The 20,346-nt window shown below is 49.1% G+C and carries 18 protein-coding genes; 6 read left to right on the top strand and 12 right to left on the bottom strand.

All coding sequences use genetic code 11. The features are described 5' to 3' along the window. Positions 1-27: 27 nt before the first annotated feature. Entirely contained in the window at positions 28-2,250 is a 2,223-nt protein-coding gene (locus tag LIZ87_RS05510) for an extracellular solute-binding protein (RefSeq protein ID WP_227145716.1), read from the bottom strand. A gap of 246 nt (positions 2,251-2,496) precedes the next feature. Here LIZ87_RS05510 and LIZ87_RS05505 point away from each other — a divergent pair, with 246 nt between their 5' ends. The 5 genes from LIZ87_RS05505 to LIZ87_RS05485 all read left to right on the top strand — a co-directional run bounded on the left by LIZ87_RS05505 (position 2,497) and on the right by LIZ87_RS05485 (position 7,128). Next, positions 2,497-3,882 (top strand): ABC transporter substrate-binding protein, encoded by a 1,386-nt coding sequence (locus tag LIZ87_RS05505; RefSeq protein WP_227145714.1) that lies wholly within the window; start codon positions 2,497-2,499, stop codon positions 3,880-3,882. Positions 3,883-3,956: 74 nt separating this feature from the next. After that, a complete protein-coding gene (locus LIZ87_RS05500; RefSeq protein ID WP_178314494.1) occupies positions 3,957-4,853 on the top strand; it encodes a carbohydrate ABC transporter permease in 897 nt (298 codons plus the stop codon). A gap of 14 nt (positions 4,854-4,867) precedes the next feature. Then, the gene (locus LIZ87_RS05495) at positions 4,868-5,689 is read left to right on the top strand and encodes a carbohydrate ABC transporter permease (RefSeq protein ID WP_178314491.1); all 822 of its coding nucleotides are present in this window, start codon (positions 4,868-4,870) and stop codon (positions 5,687-5,689) included. A gap of 16 nt (positions 5,690-5,705) precedes the next feature. Then, positions 5,706-6,395 (top strand): MBL fold metallo-hydrolase, encoded by a 690-nt coding sequence (locus tag LIZ87_RS05490; protein WP_227145711.1) that lies wholly within the window; start codon positions 5,706-5,708, stop codon positions 6,393-6,395. Positions 6,396-6,447: 52 nt separating this feature from the next. Then, entirely contained in the window at positions 6,448-7,128 is a 681-nt protein-coding gene (locus tag LIZ87_RS05485) for an MgtC/SapB family protein (RefSeq protein ID WP_178314487.1), read from the top strand. Positions 7,129-7,360: 232 nt separating this feature from the next. Here LIZ87_RS05485 and LIZ87_RS05480 read toward each other — a convergent pair whose 3' ends face one another. The 11 genes from LIZ87_RS05480 to LIZ87_RS05435 all read right to left on the bottom strand — a co-directional run bounded on the left by LIZ87_RS05480 (position 7,361) and on the right by LIZ87_RS05435 (position 19,483). Next, the gene (locus LIZ87_RS05480) at positions 7,361-7,759 is read right to left on the bottom strand and encodes a zinc ribbon domain-containing protein (protein WP_178314485.1); all 399 of its coding nucleotides are present in this window, start codon (positions 7,757-7,759) and stop codon (positions 7,361-7,363) included. A gap of 23 nt (positions 7,760-7,782) precedes the next feature. Beyond that, positions 7,783-9,552 (bottom strand): oleate hydratase, encoded by a 1,770-nt coding sequence (locus LIZ87_RS05475; RefSeq protein WP_227145709.1) that lies wholly within the window; start codon positions 9,550-9,552, stop codon positions 7,783-7,785. Beyond that, positions 9,549-10,427 carry a 16S rRNA (adenine(1518)-N(6)/adenine(1519)-N(6))-dimethyltransferase RsmA gene (gene rsmA / locus LIZ87_RS05470; protein ID WP_227145707.1) on the bottom strand — a complete coding sequence of 293 codons (879 nt, stop codon included), beginning with the start codon at positions 10,425-10,427 and terminating at the stop codon, positions 9,549-9,551. The genes LIZ87_RS05475 and rsmA overlap by 4 nt, the downstream gene beginning before the upstream one ends. Before the next feature lie 59 nt (positions 10,428-10,486). After that, positions 10,487-11,596, bottom strand: coding sequence for a hypothetical protein (locus LIZ87_RS05465; RefSeq protein ID WP_227145705.1), 1,110 nt, complete (start codon positions 11,594-11,596; stop codon positions 10,487-10,489). Between the two features lie 160 nt (positions 11,597-11,756). Continuing rightward, entirely contained in the window at positions 11,757-11,888 is a 132-nt protein-coding gene (locus tag LIZ87_RS22345) for a hypothetical protein (RefSeq protein ID WP_264467910.1), read from the bottom strand. A 12-nt stretch (positions 11,889-11,900) separates the two neighbouring features. After that, complete coding sequence (locus LIZ87_RS05460; protein ID WP_178315162.1) at positions 11,901-12,668, bottom strand: TatD family hydrolase; 768 nt, start codon at positions 12,666-12,668, stop codon at positions 11,901-11,903. 5 nt (positions 12,669-12,673) lie between these two features. Beyond that, positions 12,674-13,465 carry a TraX family protein gene (locus tag LIZ87_RS05455; protein ID WP_178315159.1) on the bottom strand — a complete coding sequence of 264 codons (792 nt, stop codon included), beginning with the start codon at positions 13,463-13,465 and terminating at the stop codon, positions 12,674-12,676. 242 nt (positions 13,466-13,707) lie between these two features. Then, positions 13,708-15,699, bottom strand: coding sequence for a methionine--tRNA ligase (gene metG, locus LIZ87_RS05450; RefSeq protein WP_178315157.1), 1,992 nt, complete (start codon positions 15,697-15,699; stop codon positions 13,708-13,710). Positions 15,700-15,896: 197 nt separating this feature from the next. Beyond that, positions 15,897-17,156 (bottom strand): SLC13 family permease, encoded by a 1,260-nt coding sequence (locus LIZ87_RS05445; protein ID WP_227145704.1) that lies wholly within the window; start codon positions 17,154-17,156, stop codon positions 15,897-15,899. Between the two features lie 62 nt (positions 17,157-17,218). Then, complete coding sequence (locus LIZ87_RS05440) at positions 17,219-18,490, bottom strand: SLC13 family permease (RefSeq protein WP_178315153.1); 1,272 nt, start codon at positions 18,488-18,490, stop codon at positions 17,219-17,221. Between the two features lie 27 nt (positions 18,491-18,517). Continuing rightward, positions 18,518-19,483 carry an NAD-dependent epimerase/dehydratase family protein gene (locus LIZ87_RS05435; RefSeq protein WP_178315151.1) on the bottom strand — a complete coding sequence of 322 codons (966 nt, stop codon included), beginning with the start codon at positions 19,481-19,483 and terminating at the stop codon, positions 18,518-18,520. 242 nt (positions 19,484-19,725) lie between these two features. Between LIZ87_RS05435 and LIZ87_RS05430 the strand changes: the two genes are divergently transcribed. Continuing rightward, positions 19,726-20,286 carry a winged helix-turn-helix transcriptional regulator gene (locus LIZ87_RS05430; RefSeq protein WP_178315149.1) on the top strand — a complete coding sequence of 187 codons (561 nt, stop codon included), beginning with the start codon at positions 19,726-19,728 and terminating at the stop codon, positions 20,284-20,286. Positions 20,287-20,346: the final 60 nt, after the last annotated feature.

Here is a 20,346-nt window from a genome sequence, read left to right as displayed (position 1 = left end):
ACTGCGGAAACGAAAGGAAAACCCAGCTCAAAATTTACACTGGAAATATTTTTCAAACTGTTCCTGGGCATTTCTTAAGGCGTCCTCCGGGGTGGTGACGCTGCTGTAGGCGTTCTTGACTGCCATGCCCAGAATGCTCAGGAAACGCCGCTCGTCAAAAGGCATCCCTGCCTTCTCCGGGATGCGGTTGCCTCTGGTGAGGGCAAAGCACTTTTTGGAGAGGTTCATCCATGGGAAGTTGTGGATCACCTCGTAGTTGTCATAGGTCCTTTTACAGGGAGAGGTGCTTCCCAAAAGGGAGGCGGCCGAGGAAATAGGCTCGCTGCACATCCATTTGATGAAGGATAAGGCATCCTCCGGGTGTTCGGAGTATTTTGACACTCCCAGGCTTCCTCCTCCGATAACGGGATTGGCGCCCGGCATCATGGTATAGCCGATCTTCCCTACCACGTTGGAGGCATGGCCCAGAAGATCGCTGGCATAGTTGCTGTAGAGGGGGGCCATGGCGAAATTACCTTCCGCAAAGCTTCTTGCCGTATTGGTCCACCAGTTACAGTAGTCTGCCGCCGTATAACGCTTTACTTCGATCAGCTCCTTTAAGGACTGAAGGGATACCTCCGAATCCAGGTGTATTTCCTGATTCCCGTCATAGAGGTTTTCCTGGTGGCTGAAGAGCCTTGACAGGAATTCGGAACCAGCCACACCGGTGGAGCCCAGGGTGATCGTGGCGCCATATTCCACTGGCGACATGGGATTTACAGCCCTGGTGAAGAAGGAGGCAATGCGGTTAAACTCGGAAAATGTCTCCGGCGGAGCCAGCTCTGTCCGAAACTGTTCAAAATACATCCTGTTATAGATCGGGCTTTCAAACAGATCCTTTCTATAATACAGTATCTGCACGCTGGGAGTGGAGGGAAGGGCGTAGATCTTCCCGTGGATCCTTGCATAATGACCGGGAGTCCCCTCCAAAAAGCCCTCAAGAACCGGTTCTATCCCAGGATCGATATCCGTCAGGGGCATGAGCAGCTTCTCGGCAAACCAGGAAAGCCAGGTCACATCCAGACGGAGAACATCAAACCGTGCAGAGGCATCCATGGCATTAAAGGCCTCATAAATTTCATCATAGGAATAAATGCAGATATTTACATCAATGCCGCTTTTTTTCGTATACAGCTTTGAGAAATTCCTCATGATGTAGGCCTCCGGGCTGTCAAGGGTGATCACATTGAGAGGCTTTTTACTCTTTGACACAATAATATTAGAATACCAGTCACGAAAGCCGCTGCTCTCCACCAGCTTGCGGCAGCTTCCCTGCTTCTCCCGGCCCTGGGCCTGGCGTATCAGAGTTTCTGCTGCCACCTTTCCCAGCTGGCGGTAATCCATTTCATATTTTTTAAAGTCATTTTCCGGCATGGTAAATACCGGGGAAACCGTATAGATATCTAATGGGGCGTCTGTACCGTAAAAGGTCAGGCAGAGATCTTTCACACTCTCCGCAAAGCCATAATTGGAGATAAAGAATGCCTGGGGCATAGGTCCGTTGAATATCTGCATGATATTCTGGTATCTTCGGAAGGAGTCTGTCTGAATGTGCATGACCTGGCAGTCGGATCTCCCTATGGTATCCATGAAGCCCCTGTAGAAGTCTGCTTCATTGGAATAATCCAGATTTCCTGTAAGCAGACATACATTGCTGTATCTGCGCAGGATCGCCTCCCTTGCCATCCCGGCCCCGGCTGCCTTATAGTCAAAGCCGATAAAATCTGCCTCAAAGCCTGGCCGACGGTCAATGAACACCAGACCCGGCATTTCTCCTTCCTCCCAGAAAGCGCTGCCTTCCTTATATACTGCTTCCTCACAATTTGTCCCTGCCACAGCAGAAATGCAGGCAATCCCTCTTACCATAAGAGGCCGTATTTCCGTAAGGGCTTCCATTTCACTTCCCGGCGTATTTTCATTGGTCAAGTACCTGGTAACCGTAAAGCCATGGCCTGATGCATAATTTTTAAAACTGAGATAGAAATCCTCATACTGCCTTGCGCGGGAATCAGGCATGATAACTGCCAGGGAATTATTGAGCCCTTTGCGCAAAAGGGCCGCTCTTTCATTCGGCACATAGCCCAGCTCATGGGCTGCATCCATGACACGTCTGATCTTCTCACTGCTGACGTTTCCCTTTCCGTTAAGCACATTGGAGACTGTTCCCTGCGCCACTCCTGCCAGCTTAGCAATATCCTTAATTGTTACCATAGCAACCTCCTGTCTTCTTCTAATATATCATATGTGAAAAAAAACAACAATCTTTAAATCATGTTTTGAAACATATTCAATTTGTTTTTTCAGCTTTTATGGTAATCTATTGTAAATTTTATTTGTTGTTTCTTGTAAAATAGTGTAAAGTTTGTGTAAAAAGTATAATATACTAATTGACACGTTTCAATATCGATGTTATAATCAAATCATCCGTTAAACAGGAACTCAAAAAGGAGGAGACACATGAAAAAGAATTTAGCATTTGCAGCAGCGGCATGTATGGCAGCTTCCGCCCTTGCCCTTTCCGGCTGCGGAAACAGCGGCAACGCACAGCAGGCTACTCAGGCACCTGCAACCCAGGCAGCTTCCGGCGAGACCACAGCAGCAGCCGCAGAGGCACCAGCTGAGTCAAGCGGTGATGCTCTTCACCTGACCTTCTATTATCCGGTCAATGTAGGCGGCTCCGCTGCACAGCTTATTGAGAAGATCTGCGCTGACTTCAACGCAGAAAATCCTGACATTGTTGTTGAGCCGGTTTACACTGGAAACTACGATGACACTGTTACAAAGATCCAGACTGCTATCCAGGGCGGAACCCCGCCGGATGTATTCGTAAGCCTTGCAACCCAGCGCTTTACCATGGCTTCCACTGGTATGGCAATGCCATTAGACGACCTCATCGCAGCTGATGAGGAGGGCGAGGCCTATATCTCTGATTTTCTTGAGGGCTTCATGGAAGACTCCTATGTGGACGGACAGATCTACTCCATCCCATTCCAGAGAAGTACTGAGATCCTTTACTATAACAAAGACGCCTTCAAAGAGGTCGGCTTAGATCCGGAGAAGGCTCCTACCACCTGGGACGAACTCGTTGAGTACGGACAGAAGCTTACCAATGAGAACCGTTACGGCGTAGGTATCGCTCTGAACTCCGGTTCTGCTCAGTGGCAGTTCACAGGCTTCTGCCTCCAGAACAGTGTAAACGGCGAAAACCTGATGACAGAGGACGGCAAGGCTGTTCTGTTCGATACACCTGAGAACGTAGAGGCACTTCAGCTCTGGCTCGACCTTCAGAACAAGTATGAGATCATGGCTCCCGGCATCGTACAGTGGACTGATCTTCCTACTCAGTTCTTAGCAGGCGAGGTTGCTATGATCTACCACACCACCGGCAACCTGGCTAACATCAGCCAGAACGCAGAGTTTGAGTTCGGCACCGCATTCCTGCCAGGCAACAAGAGACAGGCAGCAGCTACCGGCGGCGGCAACTTCTATATCTCCAACGGTATTTCTGAGGACAGAGTACAGGCAGCTTGGAAATTCATCAAGTTTGCAACAGAAACAGAGAGAGCTGCTCAGTGGTCCTTAGATACAGGCTATGTTGCAACAAGAAAGTCCTGCTTTGAGACAGACCTCTTAAAGAACTATTACGAGGAGCTTCCACAGGCAAAGATCGCTTACGAGCAGATCCCGATCTCCAAGCCAGAGCTTACCACCTACAATGCAGCTGAGATCTGGAGAGTATTAAATGACAACATCCAGGCAGCCGTTGTCGGCGATGCAACCGCACAGGAAGCATTGACAGCAGCACAGGAACAGGCAACTGAGATCCTGGCTGAGTACCAGTAAACTGACGTTTCATAAAGGCCCTCCCAACCGGAGGGCCCCATTCTTAATCGGCATTGATAAAAGAGGATAGACATATGAAAACCCTTACCAAAAAACAACGTGACCTTCGCAAGAATCTCCTGGCCTGGCTTTTAGTCGCGCCATCTCTGATTTTTATGCTGACCTTTACGGTATGGCCTATTTTCCGCAGCGTTTACTTAAGCCTCACAAAATATAAGCTGGGTATGAAGGGGGCGGAGTTTATCGGGCTGGAAAATTATATGACCCTGGCAAAGTCCTCCCTCTTCTGGAAGGTGATGGGCAACACCCTTTACTTTGCGCTTATTACGATCATCCCCAGCATGGTAGTAGGCCTTTTCCTGGCAACCATTGTCAACAGAAAAAGCCGCGCCACCGGGTTTGTCCGCACTGCTTATTTCTATCCGGTCATCATGCCCATGATCGCTATTGCCAGTATCTGGATGTTCATCTACATGGCAAAGAACGGCCTGTTTGACCAGATGCTTGCAAGCTTTGGTTTAAAGCCAATGAATGTACTTTCCAGCAAGAAAACAGTTCTCCCTGCTATGGCCTTCATGTATGTCTGGAAGGAGGCCGGATACCTGATGGTATTCTTCCTCTCCGGCATTCAGAGTATTTCTGAAGACGTAAACGAAGCCGCACGCATCGACGGAGCCAATGCCTGGACCATTTTCAGGAGGATCACACTGCCTCTGCTGGCACCAACCTTCCTGTTCGTATCCACCATCGCACTGACAAACAGCTTTAAGCTGGTGGATCATGTTGTTATCATGACAGAGGGCGCTCCCAACAACGCCTCCACCCTGCTTCTGTACTACATTTATCAGCAGGGCTTCACGAACTTCAACTACGGTATTTCATCCGCCCTTACAACCGTTATGCTTGTCCTTCTTATGATCGTGGCTCTGCCCAGGTTCTTAAGCCAGGATAAGAAAATACATTATAATTAAAGGAGGCGGTAAATTTGCAACGGAGAAAATTAATCGGTTTCGCTATCACTGTATTTGCAGTCATTTTAGGCGTCCTGTGGCTCATCCCCCTCATTTGGCTGGTAGGAACAGCATTCTCTATTCCCTCCTTCCATATGACCTTGTTCCCAACAACAGCATTTACCCTGGACAACATCGCCTATGTATGGAATGCCATTCCATTTGGAACTTACTATTTGAATACTCTGACCCTGGTAGTGTGCACCTTTGCAGTGCAGTTTTTCACTTCCACTCTTGCAGCTTATGCCCTGGGCGTTATGGATTTTAAGGGATCCTCCCTGGTGTTTGCAGTGATCTTCATGCAGATCATCATCCCCAATGATGTACTGATCACACCAAACTTTATGACCTTATCAGAGCTCAAGCTGATAGATACAAAGATTGGTATGATGCTTCCTTTCTACGGAAGCGCCATGGCCATCTTCCTCTTGAGACAGCATTTTAAATCGATACCAAAAGCATTATCTGAGGCAGCTATGATCGATGGAGCCAGCACCTGGCAGACCATCTGGAAAGTATACATGCCCTGTGCAAAGCCTGCATACCTCTCCTTTGCCGTGATCTCTGTCAGCTACCACTGGAACAACTACCTGTGGCCCCTGATCGTTACCAATTCACCTCAGAACCGTACCCTGACAGTAGGTCTTGCCATCTTCGCCAAATCAAAGGAGGCAAATATGCAGTGGGCCAATGTCTGTGCGGCGGCATTTATCATCATCATTCCTCTTCTTGTGGCATTCTTCTTTGCACAGAAGCAGTTTATGAGCAGTTTTGTAAGCGCAGGCATCAAAGAATAACTAGGAGGTTGCACATATGAAGCTGAATTTTCTGGGAAAAGGCTCTGCCTTTTATCCTGTTTATGGCAATACGGGAGCTTACTTCCTTTACGGGAAGGAGCTGTACCTGATCGACTGCGGCGAGACCGCCTTTGACCATCTGTATCACCTGGTGGATCTGGATGAGATCGAAAAGGTTTATGTCATCCTGACCCATCTTCATGCGGATCATGTGGGAAGCCTGGGGACTCTCATCTCCTACTTCTACTGCCTGCGCCAGATGCAGGTCCATGTGGTCCATCCGGAGCACACCATCGTGGAGCTCCTTACATTGGAGGGCATTGATAAGAAGGGCTATGTCTACACAGAACGGCTGCCGGAAAACGGCGCCGGGCTGACTGCAGAGCCTGTTGAGGTAAAACACGCAGCTGACATGAAATGCTATGGATATATTCTCTCTGATGGGGAGGACTGCATTTATTACAGCGGCGATTCCTCTGCTCTTCCTGAACAGGTTCTGGCAGGATTCCTGGAGGGAAAGATCGGCAGGATCTACCACGATACCTCTACCCACGATTCTCCCAACCCCTCCCATTGCTTTTATGGCAGGCTGGAGCAGTGGATCCCTGCGAAAGAGCGCAGCCGGGTATTCTGCATGCATTTGGACAGCCCCTGCGAAGAGCTGTTAAAAGAAAAGGGATTTCAGATTGTAGAGGTTGTAAAATAATGTAAAATGTGATAGAACATAGGCATCATTTGACATCAGGGAGGGCTTGCATATGGATTACCTTTTTTCATTTTTCAGAAGCTCAGATATTCTCTTTCAGCTGGAGCTGCTTTTAAGGATCATATTGGCATGTTTTTTGGGATATATCATCGGATATGAGCGGAAAAGCAGAGATAAGAGCGCAGGTATGCGCACCCATGCGATCGTAAGCCTGGGCGCCGCATTGATCATGATCGTTTCCAAATATTGTTTTGGGGACATTCCTGACTATGATGCCTCCAGGGTTGCTGCCCAGATCGTCTCCGGCGTTGGTTTTCTGGGCGCAGGCATTATCTTTGTCCGCAACAACATGGTGAGCGGCCTTACCACTGCCGCAGGCATATGGACCACAGCAGGAGTGGGCATGGCCATCGGGGCCGGCTCCTATTTTATCGGCATCTGTGCAGGGCTTTTGGTAGTATTTATCCAGATCCTCCTTCACAGGATACGGTTCCTGTCTGCCGAGCCTGTCAGAGGGTATGTAAAGATCACCACTGACCATTTTGACGAAGTAATGACTGATATGCAGGCTGCCTTCAATAAGGATAAGATCAAAATGCTGGGGTTTAAGATCAACAAATCCAAACCTGACATCAAGATCGAGTTTGATCTTCTCTATCCTTCGGGCTATGACAAGAACAGCTTTCTTCTCCTTTGGTCGAAGGATCCCAGGATACATGGAATTTCAGGATAAGCTTCCTGTTCGAATGAACGGGCCGGAGCCGCTGGTGTGATATCACGCCAGCGGCTCTGGTCTTTTTTCATCCACTACCTCTCTGCACAGATCCGGTTTATTGGTGATGATGGCCTCTACTCCGGCCTGTACCAATGCCTTCCTCATTTCCTGTTCCTGCTTTCTTCTATCTATTCTGCCTTACTTTTTTCATTACTATAAAAGTCCGCCGCCGGACAGGCGGCATGTCCGTTTACAGCCTGTTCCCGCATTTGGGGCAGAAGTCAAAATCCTCCTCTGTCTCATAGCCGCACCGGCTGCATTTCTTCCATGTCTTGTAGGCGCCGTTCTCGTATCCGCTCCTGCTGTTTCCCTCCTGGATCAGGGTCAGATCCTTCCCGGTAATGTCAACGTCCTGCCCCGCAAGGATGGCTCTCCCCACTTCCGGGTCAAGCTCATACACAGCCCCGCAGCAGGTCATTTTCACATAGAATTTTTTGTTCCATTTAAACAGCGGGATAAAGAAAAAGCTGAAATACATATAGGTCATCATCACCTGATACCGCCCATAACGGCCGCATCGGTCACAGATCACCGTCTTTACATAGTCCAGGATCTTCTGTCCCTGGCTGATTCCTCCAATAAATATCATCGGCTCTCAAACTCCATTGTATCTTACATATAGGCTTTTCTGACAGCCTTAAGCAGTACCGCCGGCTGCTTATGATAAGGTGTTACAGGGCAAATGCTCTTTTTCACATTCATAAGCCCGTATACAGCTATCCTGGCTGCCCGCACAGAATATTCCTCTGTGAATACCATGTCCTCCGGGATCTCCACAAACTGGCTTACCATAGCAAAATTGGTAGAGCCCCCTGGGATCACCTGCGGCCTGTCGCTGTATCTGCGCGGCTCAAACTGGGCATCCACATAAGGCATATAACAGGGGATGACATTGATCACAGTCGCCATCAGTTCGTCTATCTTTTCCTCTGTAAAATGCAGCTGATGGAAGTACTCTGTCAAAAGCTCTCTTCCCGTACACTCCTTCATAGGCTTCTTCACATAGTCACCCACTGCATCTGTGTAAAGTCCATATCCCCAGAAGATGGTAACATCCTCAGGCTGGTTGGCAAAATGAGGCTGGGCTGCGACCACGCTGCTCATAAGCCAGCTGGAATCCTTAAAGGTCATGAGAGCGCCGCTTCCAGGTACATTTCCGGTAAATTCCTCAATGGCCTTTAGCACCTCATTGCCGCCGCAGGTAACCGTAAAGCTCATCCAGTTGGTCTCATGAGGCTTTGAGAAAAAAGGCTCCGGATTTCCCAGGCCTGGCTTCTTTGCCGCCACCTTTGCCCACAAGCTTCCACTGACAGGCTTTTTGTCGGGTGCAGGTGCCGGACGGTCCATATCTCCCAGAGTCGCGCTGTCGGTCATGCAGGCATTTGTCATAATGCAGATATCTCCAGCCTTCAGGCGGACGGTCTCAAATACAAAGGATTCTTTTGTCCCTGCTCCGTCTGCCTCTTCTTGGATCCTGCGCTTTAGATAAAGTGCCTTTGCTGTGATACCAGGTCCATCCTCAAAGTCAATATCTGTCACCTCACAGTTCTCCACAAAGGATACCCCTGCCTTTCTCAGGTAATCCTCCAGGGGCCTTATCACACTGTCATACTGGTTGAGAGGCGTTCTGGTCACTCCCTCCAGGGTCTCGATCCGGCTAAACTCAAATATCATACGGTTCATATAGCGGCGGAACTCGAAAAGGCTACTCCACTTCTGGAAGGCAAAGGTCGTCTGCCACATATGCCAGAAATTCGTCTCAAATATATGCGGCGTCTCCCTGAACCAGTCCTGGATCGTCAGGTTGTCCAACTTCTTTTCATCTGTTCGCAAAAGCTTTAAAAGGGCCATACGGTCGGAATGGTGAAAGCCCATGGACTTCACATCCAGGATCTTTCCATCCTTATCCACCAGTCTGGCCTTTGCACAGGTAGGATGGGCATGATCGAAATCAAGGATCTCCTCCGCAACGCTCTTGCCCGGACGTGTCAGTGACGGGATGGAGCCAAACAGCTCCCAGAAATTCTCATAGGTCTCTTCGTTGAGCATACGCCCGCCTCTGCATACAAAGCCCTTTTCCGGTGTGCCGATACCGTCATTGCTTCCTCCCAGGATATGCATTCCCTCATAGATTGTGATCTGCTTTCCCGGAAATCTGCAGTCCCTGATCAGATAGGCTGCTGCTGCCATTGCAGCCAGGCCTCCTCCGACCAGATAAGCCTTCCTGTCCCCATAGCTCCTGTTATGGATCACTGTTTCCTCCATGGCTGCCATACGGACACTGTTCTGTTTCTTCTTCACATCATGTGCCTTTTTTACTGCCACCCCGGCAGCTGCTCCTGCTACCGCAGCAGCCAGGAACTTCCCCCACCTTTTTTTCATCCTTGCTTTCCTTTCTCTGTAAAATAATCAGACAGCTCTGCAAACTGGGCAAGGGTCAGTGCCTCTCCCCGGACAGCGGCCGGAAGTCCCAGCGCCTCTAACGCCCCAGCTATCTGTTCCTTTGTAAATGCAAGCTCCGGTGAATTGTTCAGTCCATTTAACAGGGTCTTCCTGCGCTGGTTAAAGGAAGCCCGGATGAGCTTGAACATAAGCGCCGGATCTGCCGCCTTCACAGGCGGTTCCTGGTATCTGGTAAGCCTGATGACGGCGGAACCTACATTTGGCCTGGGGATAAAGCAGTTGGGCGGTACATTTGCCACAATATAGGGCTCTGCATAGTACTGCACTGCCAGTGACAGGGCACCATAGTCCTTTGATCCTGGCCCCACCTGCATCCTGTCTGCCACTTCCTTCTGTACCATGACCGTGATGTTATCAATGGGCACGCTGCTCTCAAAAAGCCCCATGATGATAGGAGTCGTGATATAATAGGGGAGGTTGGCCACCACCTTGATCGGCCTCCCATGATTATATTTCTCCACCAGCTGATTGATGTCCACCTTCAGGATATCATTGTTGATCACTGTCACATTGTCATAGCCCTTCAGTGTTTCATCCAGGATCGGAAGAAGGTTGGTATCAATCTCCACTGCCACCACCTGTCCGGCGCTCTCTGCCAGATACTGAGTCATGGTCCCGATCCCAGGCCCGATCTCCAGCACGCAGTCCTCCTTTGTGATCCCTGCAGCGCTTATGATCTTCTCCAGAACCCTGGTATCGATCAGGAAATTCTGACCAAACTTTTTTTGAAAGGCAAACTGATATTTCTGTATGATTTCTATGGTATTTTTCGGATTTCCTAATTTATTATCCATAAATGGTTTTACCTGCTTTTACTCTTTTAGAAATATGGTAGCTTATGGAATGGGAAAAGTCAACGTATATCTTCCAGCCCCGTTTGCTTTAAAAATTCCTCTAAAGACGTTGACCGCCCGGCAGCCTTCAGCCAGCCATTTAGAGTTTCAATGTCCTTCTCTGCCAGAATGGCAAACTGCAGCGGGCCCGGAAGCTGTCCCTTCTCTTCCAGAAGCATACATACAGCGCCCGCTATGCCTTCTGCTTTTCCTTCTGCCATACCGACTGCTTTTCCTTCTGCCATACCAGCTGCCCTTCCTTCTGCCATACCAGCTGCCCTTCCTTCTGCCATACCGGCTGCCCTTCCTTCTGCCATACCGGCTGCCCTTCCCTCTGCCATACCAGCTGCCCTTCCTTGTTCCAGTCCAACTGCTATTCCCTCCTGCCTTCCTGCCTCAAAGCGTTCCTCTCTTTCCCATTCCATAAACTTCTGATCATCATATTCTGTTAAAAACATACCAATTACCTCCTGTTTATGTTTTGACAGGATATCCGTCAGGATGCCATTCTGAAGACAATCTCTTATAGCATTCTCTACTGCCGTTTCTGCCTCCAGGCCGCTTACCAGGCCTTCTCTTATACTTGCAACAAACACGGCATACTCTTTCAGCCTCTGGCATTCATCCATCAATTTCTGGTTCTTTCCCATATTAATGTTCAGCATTACCGCCTTCACCTCCAGGCAGGGCTCCATTTTTCTTCCCTCTGCCTGAATAAAGGCATCTGAAAGGAGCAGTTCTCTCCTGTCCGGCTCATCTCCCAGACCGTTATAAAAAACAACATACTGTGGAAACGGCAGCTTCTTTAGGCTGGAACTATAGATACTGATATTGTGTTCGTCCAAATACCTGCGATAAAGTCTGGCAAAGTAAAGCAGCCCGCGCAGAGGCATATTGGGATTATAGGAGCTTTGATGCTCCCACAGATTCAGTACATCGCCCATTAAGAATGCCACATCATTCTTCATGGACATGTAGATCACATCCTCCAGCGTGGTAATGATCAGATCCTCCGGATCATCATAATCGCTCCCGTTCATTGCATTATAAAGAGCCAGGAGCTCTCTTTTATCCTGAAAGATCAAACGGAATAATCTGTCTTTATAGGTTCGGTTCAATTTTGATTTCATTTGTACCTCCATTATACAATTTTGCAAAGTCCGGTTCAATGTTTTTAAACGGATTTTACATACCCTCAATCAATAGGCCTCACCTCTCAACATACTCTTCGCCTGAATCCGCAGGGAAATCCTGCATCCGATATAAGAATAAAAAGAATTTTTACAGGAATCAGATATTCCTGAAAATGATCACACTATAAGTATAGATAAATGCTGCCTGCCCGTCAAGAGCCTTCCGGAAGATCGGGCAGCCATTCTCTTCAGCCGACAGGAAAAAGCCGGCCAGAATGCCAAACAGCACTCCGGCCGGAACTCACGAAAGCCTATAAAGCCTCATCCCATTCTCCCAGGTAACCTGCTCCACCGTCTCCCTGTCCACACCCTTTATCCTGGCGATCATATCAACCACATAGGGAAGGTTCAGGGAAGAATTGCGCTTTCCTCTGTTGGGAACCGGTGAAAGATAAGGACAGTCCGTTTCCAGGACAATGGAGGAAAGAGGTGCATACTCCACAACCTCCTTCAGCTTCTTTCCGTTGTTAAAGGTGACAACGCCTCCCACACCCAGAAAAAAGCCCATATTCAGGTATTCTCTTGCCATCTCCTTCCCATAGGAAAAGCAGTGGATCACCCCGCCCATATCTTCCGCCTTCTCTGCCTTCATAATATCCAGGGTATCCTTCGCTGCATCCCGGCTGTGGATGACAATAGGAAGCTTCCTCTCCCTTGCAAGATCCAGCTGCCTCACAAACCATCTCTTCTGTATCTCGTGCTCCGGCTCCTCCCAATAATAATCAAGACCGATCTCTCCCACAGCCCTGACCTTTTTATTATTGCATTGCTCCTTTATCCAGAGGAGACCGGCCTCATCAAGCTCTGCGCTCTCACTGGGATGGACGCCCAAGGCAGCGTACATCCATTCGTATCGCTCCGCCAGGGCCAGCGTCGTCTTACAGCTTGCAAGACTGGCGCCAATATTTGTCACAGCACAGATCCCGGCGTCTTTCAGGCCTGCTAAAAGCCCCTCTCTGTCCTCTTGAAATGCCTCATCATCATAATGGGCATGGGTATCAAATATCATCTGTTTCAAGCTCCCTTTCCAATCCATGCACCTATCCCCAAAAGAGCCAGAAAGTGAAGAGGATAAAATGCACAGAGCAGATATTTTAATTGTAATGTTCCACGCCTGCCATTATACAACATAATAGGTACAAATGACAATGCGGAAATGCAGTAGCAGCCAACGCTTTCCACTGCACACAATACCACGCCGCTTATAAGCTGTGCCGTCTCGCTGCGGCGGAAGCAGTACATGGACACCATGAACAGGACCCCCAATACATTGTAATCACACTGGCACAGCCAGGAAACGGCGCAGCCCAATGCTGTTACCGCCATTCCATAGGCGGCACGTGAAAGGGATCTCGCCCTCATTGTTGTCTGGAATGCTCCATCCTCCATCCACTCCAGAGCCGTGATCACCAGAACTCCGATAAACAGAGTAAACATCATATTCTGATAATAAGGATACACAGCCGTCCCATAGACAGCAAGGTCAAAGGGAACCTCTGCCAGCACAGCCGTTGCCAGAAGTCTGATCGCATATATTCCTCTCTCCCTGGCACGCACAAACTCCTCCACCGTCAAAAACGCCAGAATAGGGAAGCCCAGACGCCCCACATAACGGCAGGCCTGCCCCGCGATCAGCCATCGGCCCTCTCCCGCGGCAGCAAGCAGCCGGCCGCCCATTGTGCCTGCCTCCATAAGGATATACCTCTGGATCACCACTGCCCCAATATTATCTATCAGAACAGCCGCAATGCCAATGATCTTAAGCTGATTCCCTGTCAGTCCGCTTCTTCTGCTTTTGTATGGCATCGGGTCCCCACTCCCCTTTCCTAGAGCTTGTCTCATTTTTTTCATCATACCGTATAATGGAAAAAAATGCAAGTTTCTCCCACTTTTGCCTGTTTTTTTGCCTGTTTTCCCTTCTTATCCCCCATTTTCTTCCAAAATCGCTCCCACTTTTCCATTAAAAGACCTTTATAGGAAGCTGCAAAAAGCGCTGCGGACATGGTATCATACACGCAGCGCTATTCCTCTTATATGATATTTTCTTATCAGCAGATCTCTGCCCCTGCAGGCATTTCCTTTTCAGGAACCATTAAGGACAGGTTTCCGTTTTCATCCTCTGCACAGAGGATCATTCCCTCTGACAGCATTCCTGCCAGCTTTGCAGGCTTTAAGTTGGTGACCACCATGACACGCTTGCCCACCATTTCCTCCGGTGAGTAATGCGCCTTGATGCCGCTTAAGATCTGGCGCGTCTTGCTTCCGATCTTTACCTGAGAACAGAGAAGCTTCTTCGACTTTGGTACTGCTTCGCACTTTACGATCACGCCAATCTGGAACTGCAGTTTTGCAAAATCATCGTAGGTGATCTCCGGCTTTGCTTCCAGATCGATCACAGCCTCTTCTGCCTCCTGTGATTCCTCTGCCAAAGCCTCCCTGCCGGCCTTTGCAGCCTCAGCCTCGTGCATAGCCTCTACCTTTTCCATGACTTCCTTCACATCCATACGTGCAAACAGGATCTCCGGCTTGTCCGTTACCTTGTTGCCTGACGGATACTGCCCGAAAATATCCATCTGGGACAGCTCCCGCTTTTGGGTATTTAACTGGGCCAGGATCTTCGCAGAGGTCTCAGGCATGAACGGCTCCAAGAGAGAGGCGCCGATGGTGATGGCCTCTGTCAGGTTGTACAGCACAGTGGCAAGGCGGTCCTTCTTTGCCTCATCCTTTGCCAGAGTCCATGGAGTGGTCTCATCGATATACTTGTTGCTCCTTCTGAAAATGCCGAAGATCTCACTGATGGCATCTGCCACGCGCAGCTGCTCCATCTTTCCATCGACCTTCTTCACCTCATCCAGCACAACGGCCTTTAAGTCCTCGTCCACCGGCTCCAAGACGCCCTTGTCAGCAACCACGCCGCCAAAATACTTGTTGCTCATAGAAATGGTGCGGTTCACAAGGTTGCCCAGGATATTGGCAAGGTCGGAGTTCATACGCTCCACCATCAGCTCCCAGGAGATCACGCCGTCATTGTCAAATGGCATCTCATGGAGTACAAAATAACGCACGGCATCTACGCCAAAGAAGTCCACAAGGGTATCTGCATAAAGCACATTACCCTTTGACTTGCTCATCTTTCCGTCTCCCTGCAAAAGCCACGGATGTCCGAACACCTGCTTTGGAAGGGGCACGCCCAGAGCCATCAGGAAGATAGGCCAGTAAATGGTATGGAAGCGGATGATATCCTTTCCGATCAGATGGAGGTCAGCAGGCCAGAATTTTTCAAACTGCTCTGTGCTGTTGCCGTCACAGTCATATCCGATACCGGTGATATAGTTTGTCAGAGCATCCAGCCACACATAGGTGACATGTTTTGGATCAAAGGTAACAGGAATGCCCCACTTAAAGGATGTCCTGGATACGCACAGGTCCTGAAGGCCCGGGAGCAGGAAGTTGTTCATCATCTCATTCTTCCTGGAAACAGGCTGGATAAACTCCGGGTGCTCATTGATATACTCGATCAGCTTTGGAGCATATTTGCTCATACGGAAGAAGTAGGCCTCCTCCTTGGCCGGCCTCACCTCACGGCCGCAGTCCGGACATTTGCCGTCCACCAGCTGGGAGGGTGTCCAGAAGGACTCGCAGGGAGTACAGTAAAGCCCCTCATAAGCTCCCTTGTAGATATCTCCCTGATCATAAAGCTTCTTAAAGATCTTCTGTACCTGGGCCTTGTGATCCTTATTAGTGGTACGGATGAACTTGTCATAGGAGGTATTCATCAGATCCCAGATACGCTTGATCTCAGCCGCAGCCCCATCCACAAACTCCTGTGGGGTAACACCAGCTGCATCCGCCTTCTCCTCGATCTTCTGCCCATGCTCGTCTGTACCTGTCTGAAAGAACACATCATACCCCTGAGCCCTCTTATACCTGGCAATGCTGTCTGCCAGCACGATCTCATAGGTATTGCCGATGTGAGGCTTTCCGGAGGCATAAGCGATGGCCGTGGTAATATAATATGGCTTTTTACAATCCTGACACATAATCATTTCCCTCTTTTTCTATGCAGGATGCCCATTCTGCGTGCACCTGCCTATTTTCATAACTTTAAGTATAAGCGTTTGGGGCATGTTCGTCAAGACGTGGCCAGCTTGAGTTTCCGCATTTTGCACCGCGGCTGCCGGGAGGACGGCTGGCGCGGTGCAAAATCCAAAACCCTAAGGTGATAAGAGCAAAAAGCCTACAGATGGTAAAGTACAGGCATGATAATACACATGACAATGTCGCTGATGATCAGGATCGGCAGACCAACCTTCACAAAGTCATTAAAGCGGTATCCGGCGGACAGCGGCATCATATAGATGGTCGTGCTCACGGGTGTCGCATGGCAAATGTTAATGGCAACTGTCACCGCCACCGCAAAGGCTAGCGGATCAGAGCCCAGCTTTGTAGCAACCGTGCAGAAGATCGGAACCAGAACAGCAACCATGGCATTATGCGACATAAAGCAGCCGACTGCCGAGGTCAGAACGATGGCTACACACATGATCAGAACCGGGGAGGCAGACTCGCCGCCAAACATATTTACCACCGCGTTTGCCACCACATCACCGGCGCCGGAATTGCTGAATCCGCCTGCCAGCGCCAGAGCACCTGCTATTGTAATAATGGTGTTCCAGTCGATCTTCTGAACAGCCTTTTTCCATGAAATGCATCCCGCCAAAACGCAGATCACCGCGCCCAGGCAGGCCACTGCGCCAAAATTCCAGACTCCGCGGATAAACATGATCATGATCCCTACAAATGTCAGACCGGCAATCCATGCCTGCAAAGGCCGGTATTCCTGTTCTTCCCCGGCATTTTCATTGTCATCTTTCGCCTCCGGGAAATCAAATACCTTCTGCTGCAGCTGATAGCCAAACAGGAAAAAATATAGCACAGTAACTGCCATCAAAATCAACACAACAGGCAGCATAGCAAACATTTCCATTCCAAAGCCAACGGTCTCCTCCAGAGCTGCAGAGCCCAGCAGATTCGTTGCGGAACCGACCAGAGAGCCTGCTCCGCAGACACTCACCGTGCAGACCATTGGATAATATAAATGCTTCTTTGTGATCCTTCCCTGGGATGAAGCCGCGACTGTCGCAATGATAGGCATAAACAGCGCAACCACTGGCACATTTGCAACAAAAATGGACATTACGCCTGAAACGACCATAATTCCCAGCAAAAATGCCTTTTCCGTAGACGTCAAAACCTTTACCTTGATGATCGCAGCGCCAATCTTTGCAGACAGGCCTGTCTCAAACATGGCCGCACTCACCACAGCCACACCTGCTAACAACAGGCAGACATTATTGCCAAAGTAGCTGCAGAAATTCGCAGGCGTCAGGGCACCAATGATTACCATCAGAAGCCCGCCGATCAACGCCGCTACCGGCATAGCTACCTTCTGCGATACAAAAATCGCAATCGTTATGATCAGTACAATAATTGCCATTGTACTCTGTGACATTCAAATCCCCCTCTTTCTATAATATTAAGATAACATGCTGCCGCTTTTTATACCCCATATAATAACGGCAGAGCCAAAACCAGAAAAATATCGCTTATCAGTGTCAGGATCCCCCCTACACGAACATAATCTGAAAAGCGGTATCCGCCCACAGCCGTCATGGCTATGGCCGTTGTGCTGATGGGTGTTGCATAACAGATATTACAGCCGCAGATGATCGCAATGGCAAAGACAACGGGATTGCTCCCTATCAGCTGGGCCATGGAACAGAAAATCGGTATCAGAATGGCTGTCACTGTATTATTCAGCATCACACAACTGAGCCCGGAGGAAACGAACACAGCCAGCCCCAGCAGAAGATAGGAGGAAGCCTCCTGTCCGCCGCACAGATCCAGCATCGTCCTTGCCGCCAGTACGCCCAGCCCCGACTGGTTGATCCCATTTGCCATCACGGTAGACATGGCAAGCATGATCACGATGTCCCATTCAATGGATTTCACTGCCTTTTCCATGGAAATGCAGTTTGTTAAAATACATGCCAGTGTGGCGATCATGGATACGACTGCAAAATTCCACAGTCCTTTCATAAGCCCGGCCATCATAGCGATGAATATAATTCCTACGATCGCAGCCCTTTTCCGGTGGAATGTTGTATCCACGGCGCTGCTCTCTTCTCTCTCCTCGCTGAAGGTAAACCAGCGCTTCTGAAGGCTGTAACCCACCGTAGCATAGTACACGAGCACACAACCCAGCAGAACGCAGGTTGCAGGCAGCATGGTAAACATCCCAAGGGTATCCCCCGTTGTTGCCTCCAGGCTGGCCGCTCCGGTCAGATTGACAGAGGAGCCGATCAGGGAGCCCGTTCCTCCAATACTTCCTGCAAACCCCATTGCCATAATGATATTTTTCTTTTCTATCCTTCCTTCTGAGCTTGCTGCCACAGCAGAGCATATCGGAAGAAACAGAGCCACCACCGGGACATTTGCAACGAACATTGTCATGATCCCCGCAAATGTGATAATGGCAGCCAGAAATCTGCGTTCATTGTGGACAAGCCAATCTGAGCTGCAGATCAGCCTTCCGATCCTTCCTGCCAGGCCTGTCTCAAATACAGCAGCGCTGATCACATTGACATTGGCGACAAAAAGGCACATATTGCTGCCGAATCCCTTCCCAATATCATCCGGTGTGACGATTCCTGTAATAAGCATCAGCAGTACTCCAATGAGAGAGGCCATTCCCATGCTGACTGCACGTGTGGCAAACAAAACTCCCGTAACAATAAGAATCAATAATGCAAGAATACTGGCATCCAGCATACCTCACCACACCCCCACTTGTCCTTGCTATTCGATACCTACCGGAGGCAGGCCTTCATCGGCCCGGACGCTGTTGATCGTAGCCAGCGCTCCCTTTCTCAGATCGTATTCCGGTATGTATCCCAGCTCCTGCTCCTCCGCCGTTGTGTCGAATATACGTGGAACACTGGAGTTTTCATTGATCCGAAGCTCGATCCGAGCATCCGGAAGAATGGTTTTTACATATTCCAGCAGTTCCTTTGCCGGCAGAGTTTCCCCTGTGATCGTATAGGCATGGCGCTTATATGGGATCTGTGTTGCCAGGAGGCATGCTCTTGCACAGTCGGCAACATAGACAAAGTTAGAACCATCGGTGGCATCTGCCACAGAAGGGATACCGAGAGCCGGATCATTCAGCATGGCCTTAATAAAATTAGCGCCTCCGCGTTTCCTGCCTTTTCCATAAATGACGGTAAACCGAAGGCCGATTGTTTCCAGTCCGTAAAAATCATGATAGAATTTTCCACAGTATTCTACGAAATCTTTCATCTTGCCATAGATACTATCCGGATCATGGGGTGCCTCATTTCCGACAACTCCCAGGCGCGCATAGGTCTTATTTCCAAATACGGATCCGGAGCTTGCATATACCACCCGTTTCATGTTGCAGGCGCGCGCTGCCTCAAAGCAGTTAATGGTTCCCAGAATATTGACCCTGATTCCCAGCTGCATATTCTTCTGGCAGGCGTCTGTCAGCATGGCAGCCAAGTGGATGATCATGTCGATCTTCTCTTCCTTACACAATTCAACAAGCTTTTTATCATCTGTGATATCACCGCCAACAAATTTGACCTTTTCCATCTCATCTTTTGTGAGCACCTCAGCCAGAGAGGTCTCCTCCAGACCTGTTTTCGGCGGCAGATCAAAACACACCACCTCATCCCCACGGGCCAGCAATTGTTTTGCAACATAACTTCCGAGAAATCCGCTGCCGCCAGTAACCAAATACTTCATCCCATATTCTCCTTCTCAATGTATTCAATTGTAGTTGTGCATCCAGATATCTATTGGCCGGCTTACAGATTCTGGAAAGCGGTTGTCTGACCTGGTCACTTTCATTCTAGCCTGCTGAACCCCTTTTTTCAATTACGCACTTAATAGTAAGTACTAACCTTAAAGTTTGACAACTATTTACCAATCACGTATAATTCAATAAGACATGAAATATTTCTTACTATCATTTTTGAGGTGAACTTATGCGATATGATGATCAATTTAAGATGTCCGCTCCTTTGCGCTATACCCTGTGCACGATCGGCGGCAAATGGAAGCCCAGCATTTTATGGCAGCTGAGCTCCAGTGACCCTGCTCCTGTCCGCTATGGCTGCCTCAAACGCGGGATTACCTTAAACGTTTCCCATAAGGTGTTTACGGAACAGCTGCGCGAACTGGAAAATGACGGATTGATCACCCATACGAACATGAATGGCCAATCCCTCCATACAGAATACTATTTAACAGAAAAGGGAAGATTCATCATACCCTTTATCCACTATATGCGGGATTACGGTTTCCTGTTTGGCAACGTACGCACTGCCCTTCCTTTGGAAAGTACCAAGGGCAGGTGGGAGGGCAAATCCATTATCTATGAACATGTTTGCCCAACAAATCCTGAACTATCCCTTCAGATCACCTTCAATATCGGAATTGATAAAGAAACCGCAGCATCAGACTCCTCCCTATTGGATTTTCATCATTTAATAAATGCCAGCGAGCCCGACAAAGCCACTTCTTCCGATGAATCAGATCATGAATAAGGGATCCCTTGCTCTCTGCCGCCGGAACGCTCATAAGTTGTAATTTTTCTTCATATACTA

Source organism: Lacrimispora sp. 210928-DFI.3.58 (genome assembly GCF_020554865.1).
GTDB lineage: Bacteria > Bacillota > Clostridia > Lachnospirales > Lachnospiraceae > Enterocloster.
The sequence above is the reverse complement of the archived record's forward strand: the minus strand, read 5'-3'. Positions and strand labels throughout refer to the sequence as shown.

Coding starts and splice junctions, on each gene's coding strand:
- LIZ87_RS05510 (WP_227145716.1), bottom strand. CDS start 2,250: ATGGTAACAATTAAGGATATTGCTAAGCTGGCAGGAGTGGCGCAGGGA.
- LIZ87_RS05505 (WP_227145714.1), top strand. CDS start 2,497: ATGAAAAAGAATTTAGCATTTGCAGCAGCGGCATGTATGGCAGCTTCC.
- LIZ87_RS05500 (WP_178314494.1), top strand. CDS start 3,957: ATGAAAACCCTTACCAAAAAACAACGTGACCTTCGCAAGAATCTCCTG.
- LIZ87_RS05490 (WP_227145711.1), top strand. CDS start 5,706: ATGAAGCTGAATTTTCTGGGAAAAGGCTCTGCCTTTTATCCTGTTTAT.
- LIZ87_RS05485 (WP_178314487.1), top strand. CDS start 6,448: ATGGATTACCTTTTTTCATTTTTCAGAAGCTCAGATATTCTCTTTCAG.
- LIZ87_RS05480 (WP_178314485.1), bottom strand. CDS start 7,759: ATGATATTTATTGGAGGAATCAGCCAGGGACAGAAGATCCTGGACTAT.
- LIZ87_RS05475 (WP_227145709.1), bottom strand. CDS start 9,552: ATGAAAAAAAGGTGGGGGAAGTTCCTGGCTGCTGCGGTAGCAGGAGCA.
- rsmA (WP_227145707.1), bottom strand. CDS start 10,427: ATGGATAATAAATTAGGAAATCCGAAAAATACCATAGAAATCATACAG.
- LIZ87_RS05465 (WP_227145705.1), bottom strand. CDS start 11,596: ATGAAATCAAAATTGAACCGAACCTATAAAGACAGATTATTCCGTTTG.
- LIZ87_RS05460 (WP_178315162.1), bottom strand. CDS start 12,668: ATGATATTTGATACCCATGCCCATTATGATGATGAGGCATTTCAAGAG.
- LIZ87_RS05455 (WP_178315159.1), bottom strand. CDS start 13,465: ATGCCATACAAAAGCAGAAGAAGCGGACTGACAGGGAATCAGCTTAAG.
- metG (WP_178315157.1), bottom strand. CDS start 15,699: ATGTGTCAGGATTGTAAAAAGCCATATTATATTACCACGGCCATCGCT.
- LIZ87_RS05445 (WP_227145704.1), bottom strand. CDS start 17,156: ATGGCAATTATTGTACTGATCATAACGATTGCGATTTTTGTATCGCAG.
- LIZ87_RS05440 (WP_178315153.1), bottom strand. CDS start 18,490: ATGCTGGATGCCAGTATTCTTGCATTATTGATTCTTATTGTTACGGGA.
- LIZ87_RS05435 (WP_178315151.1), bottom strand. CDS start 19,483: ATGAAGTATTTGGTTACTGGCGGCAGCGGATTTCTCGGAAGTTATGTT.
- LIZ87_RS05430 (WP_178315149.1), top strand. CDS start 19,726: ATGCGATATGATGATCAATTTAAGATGTCCGCTCCTTTGCGCTATACC.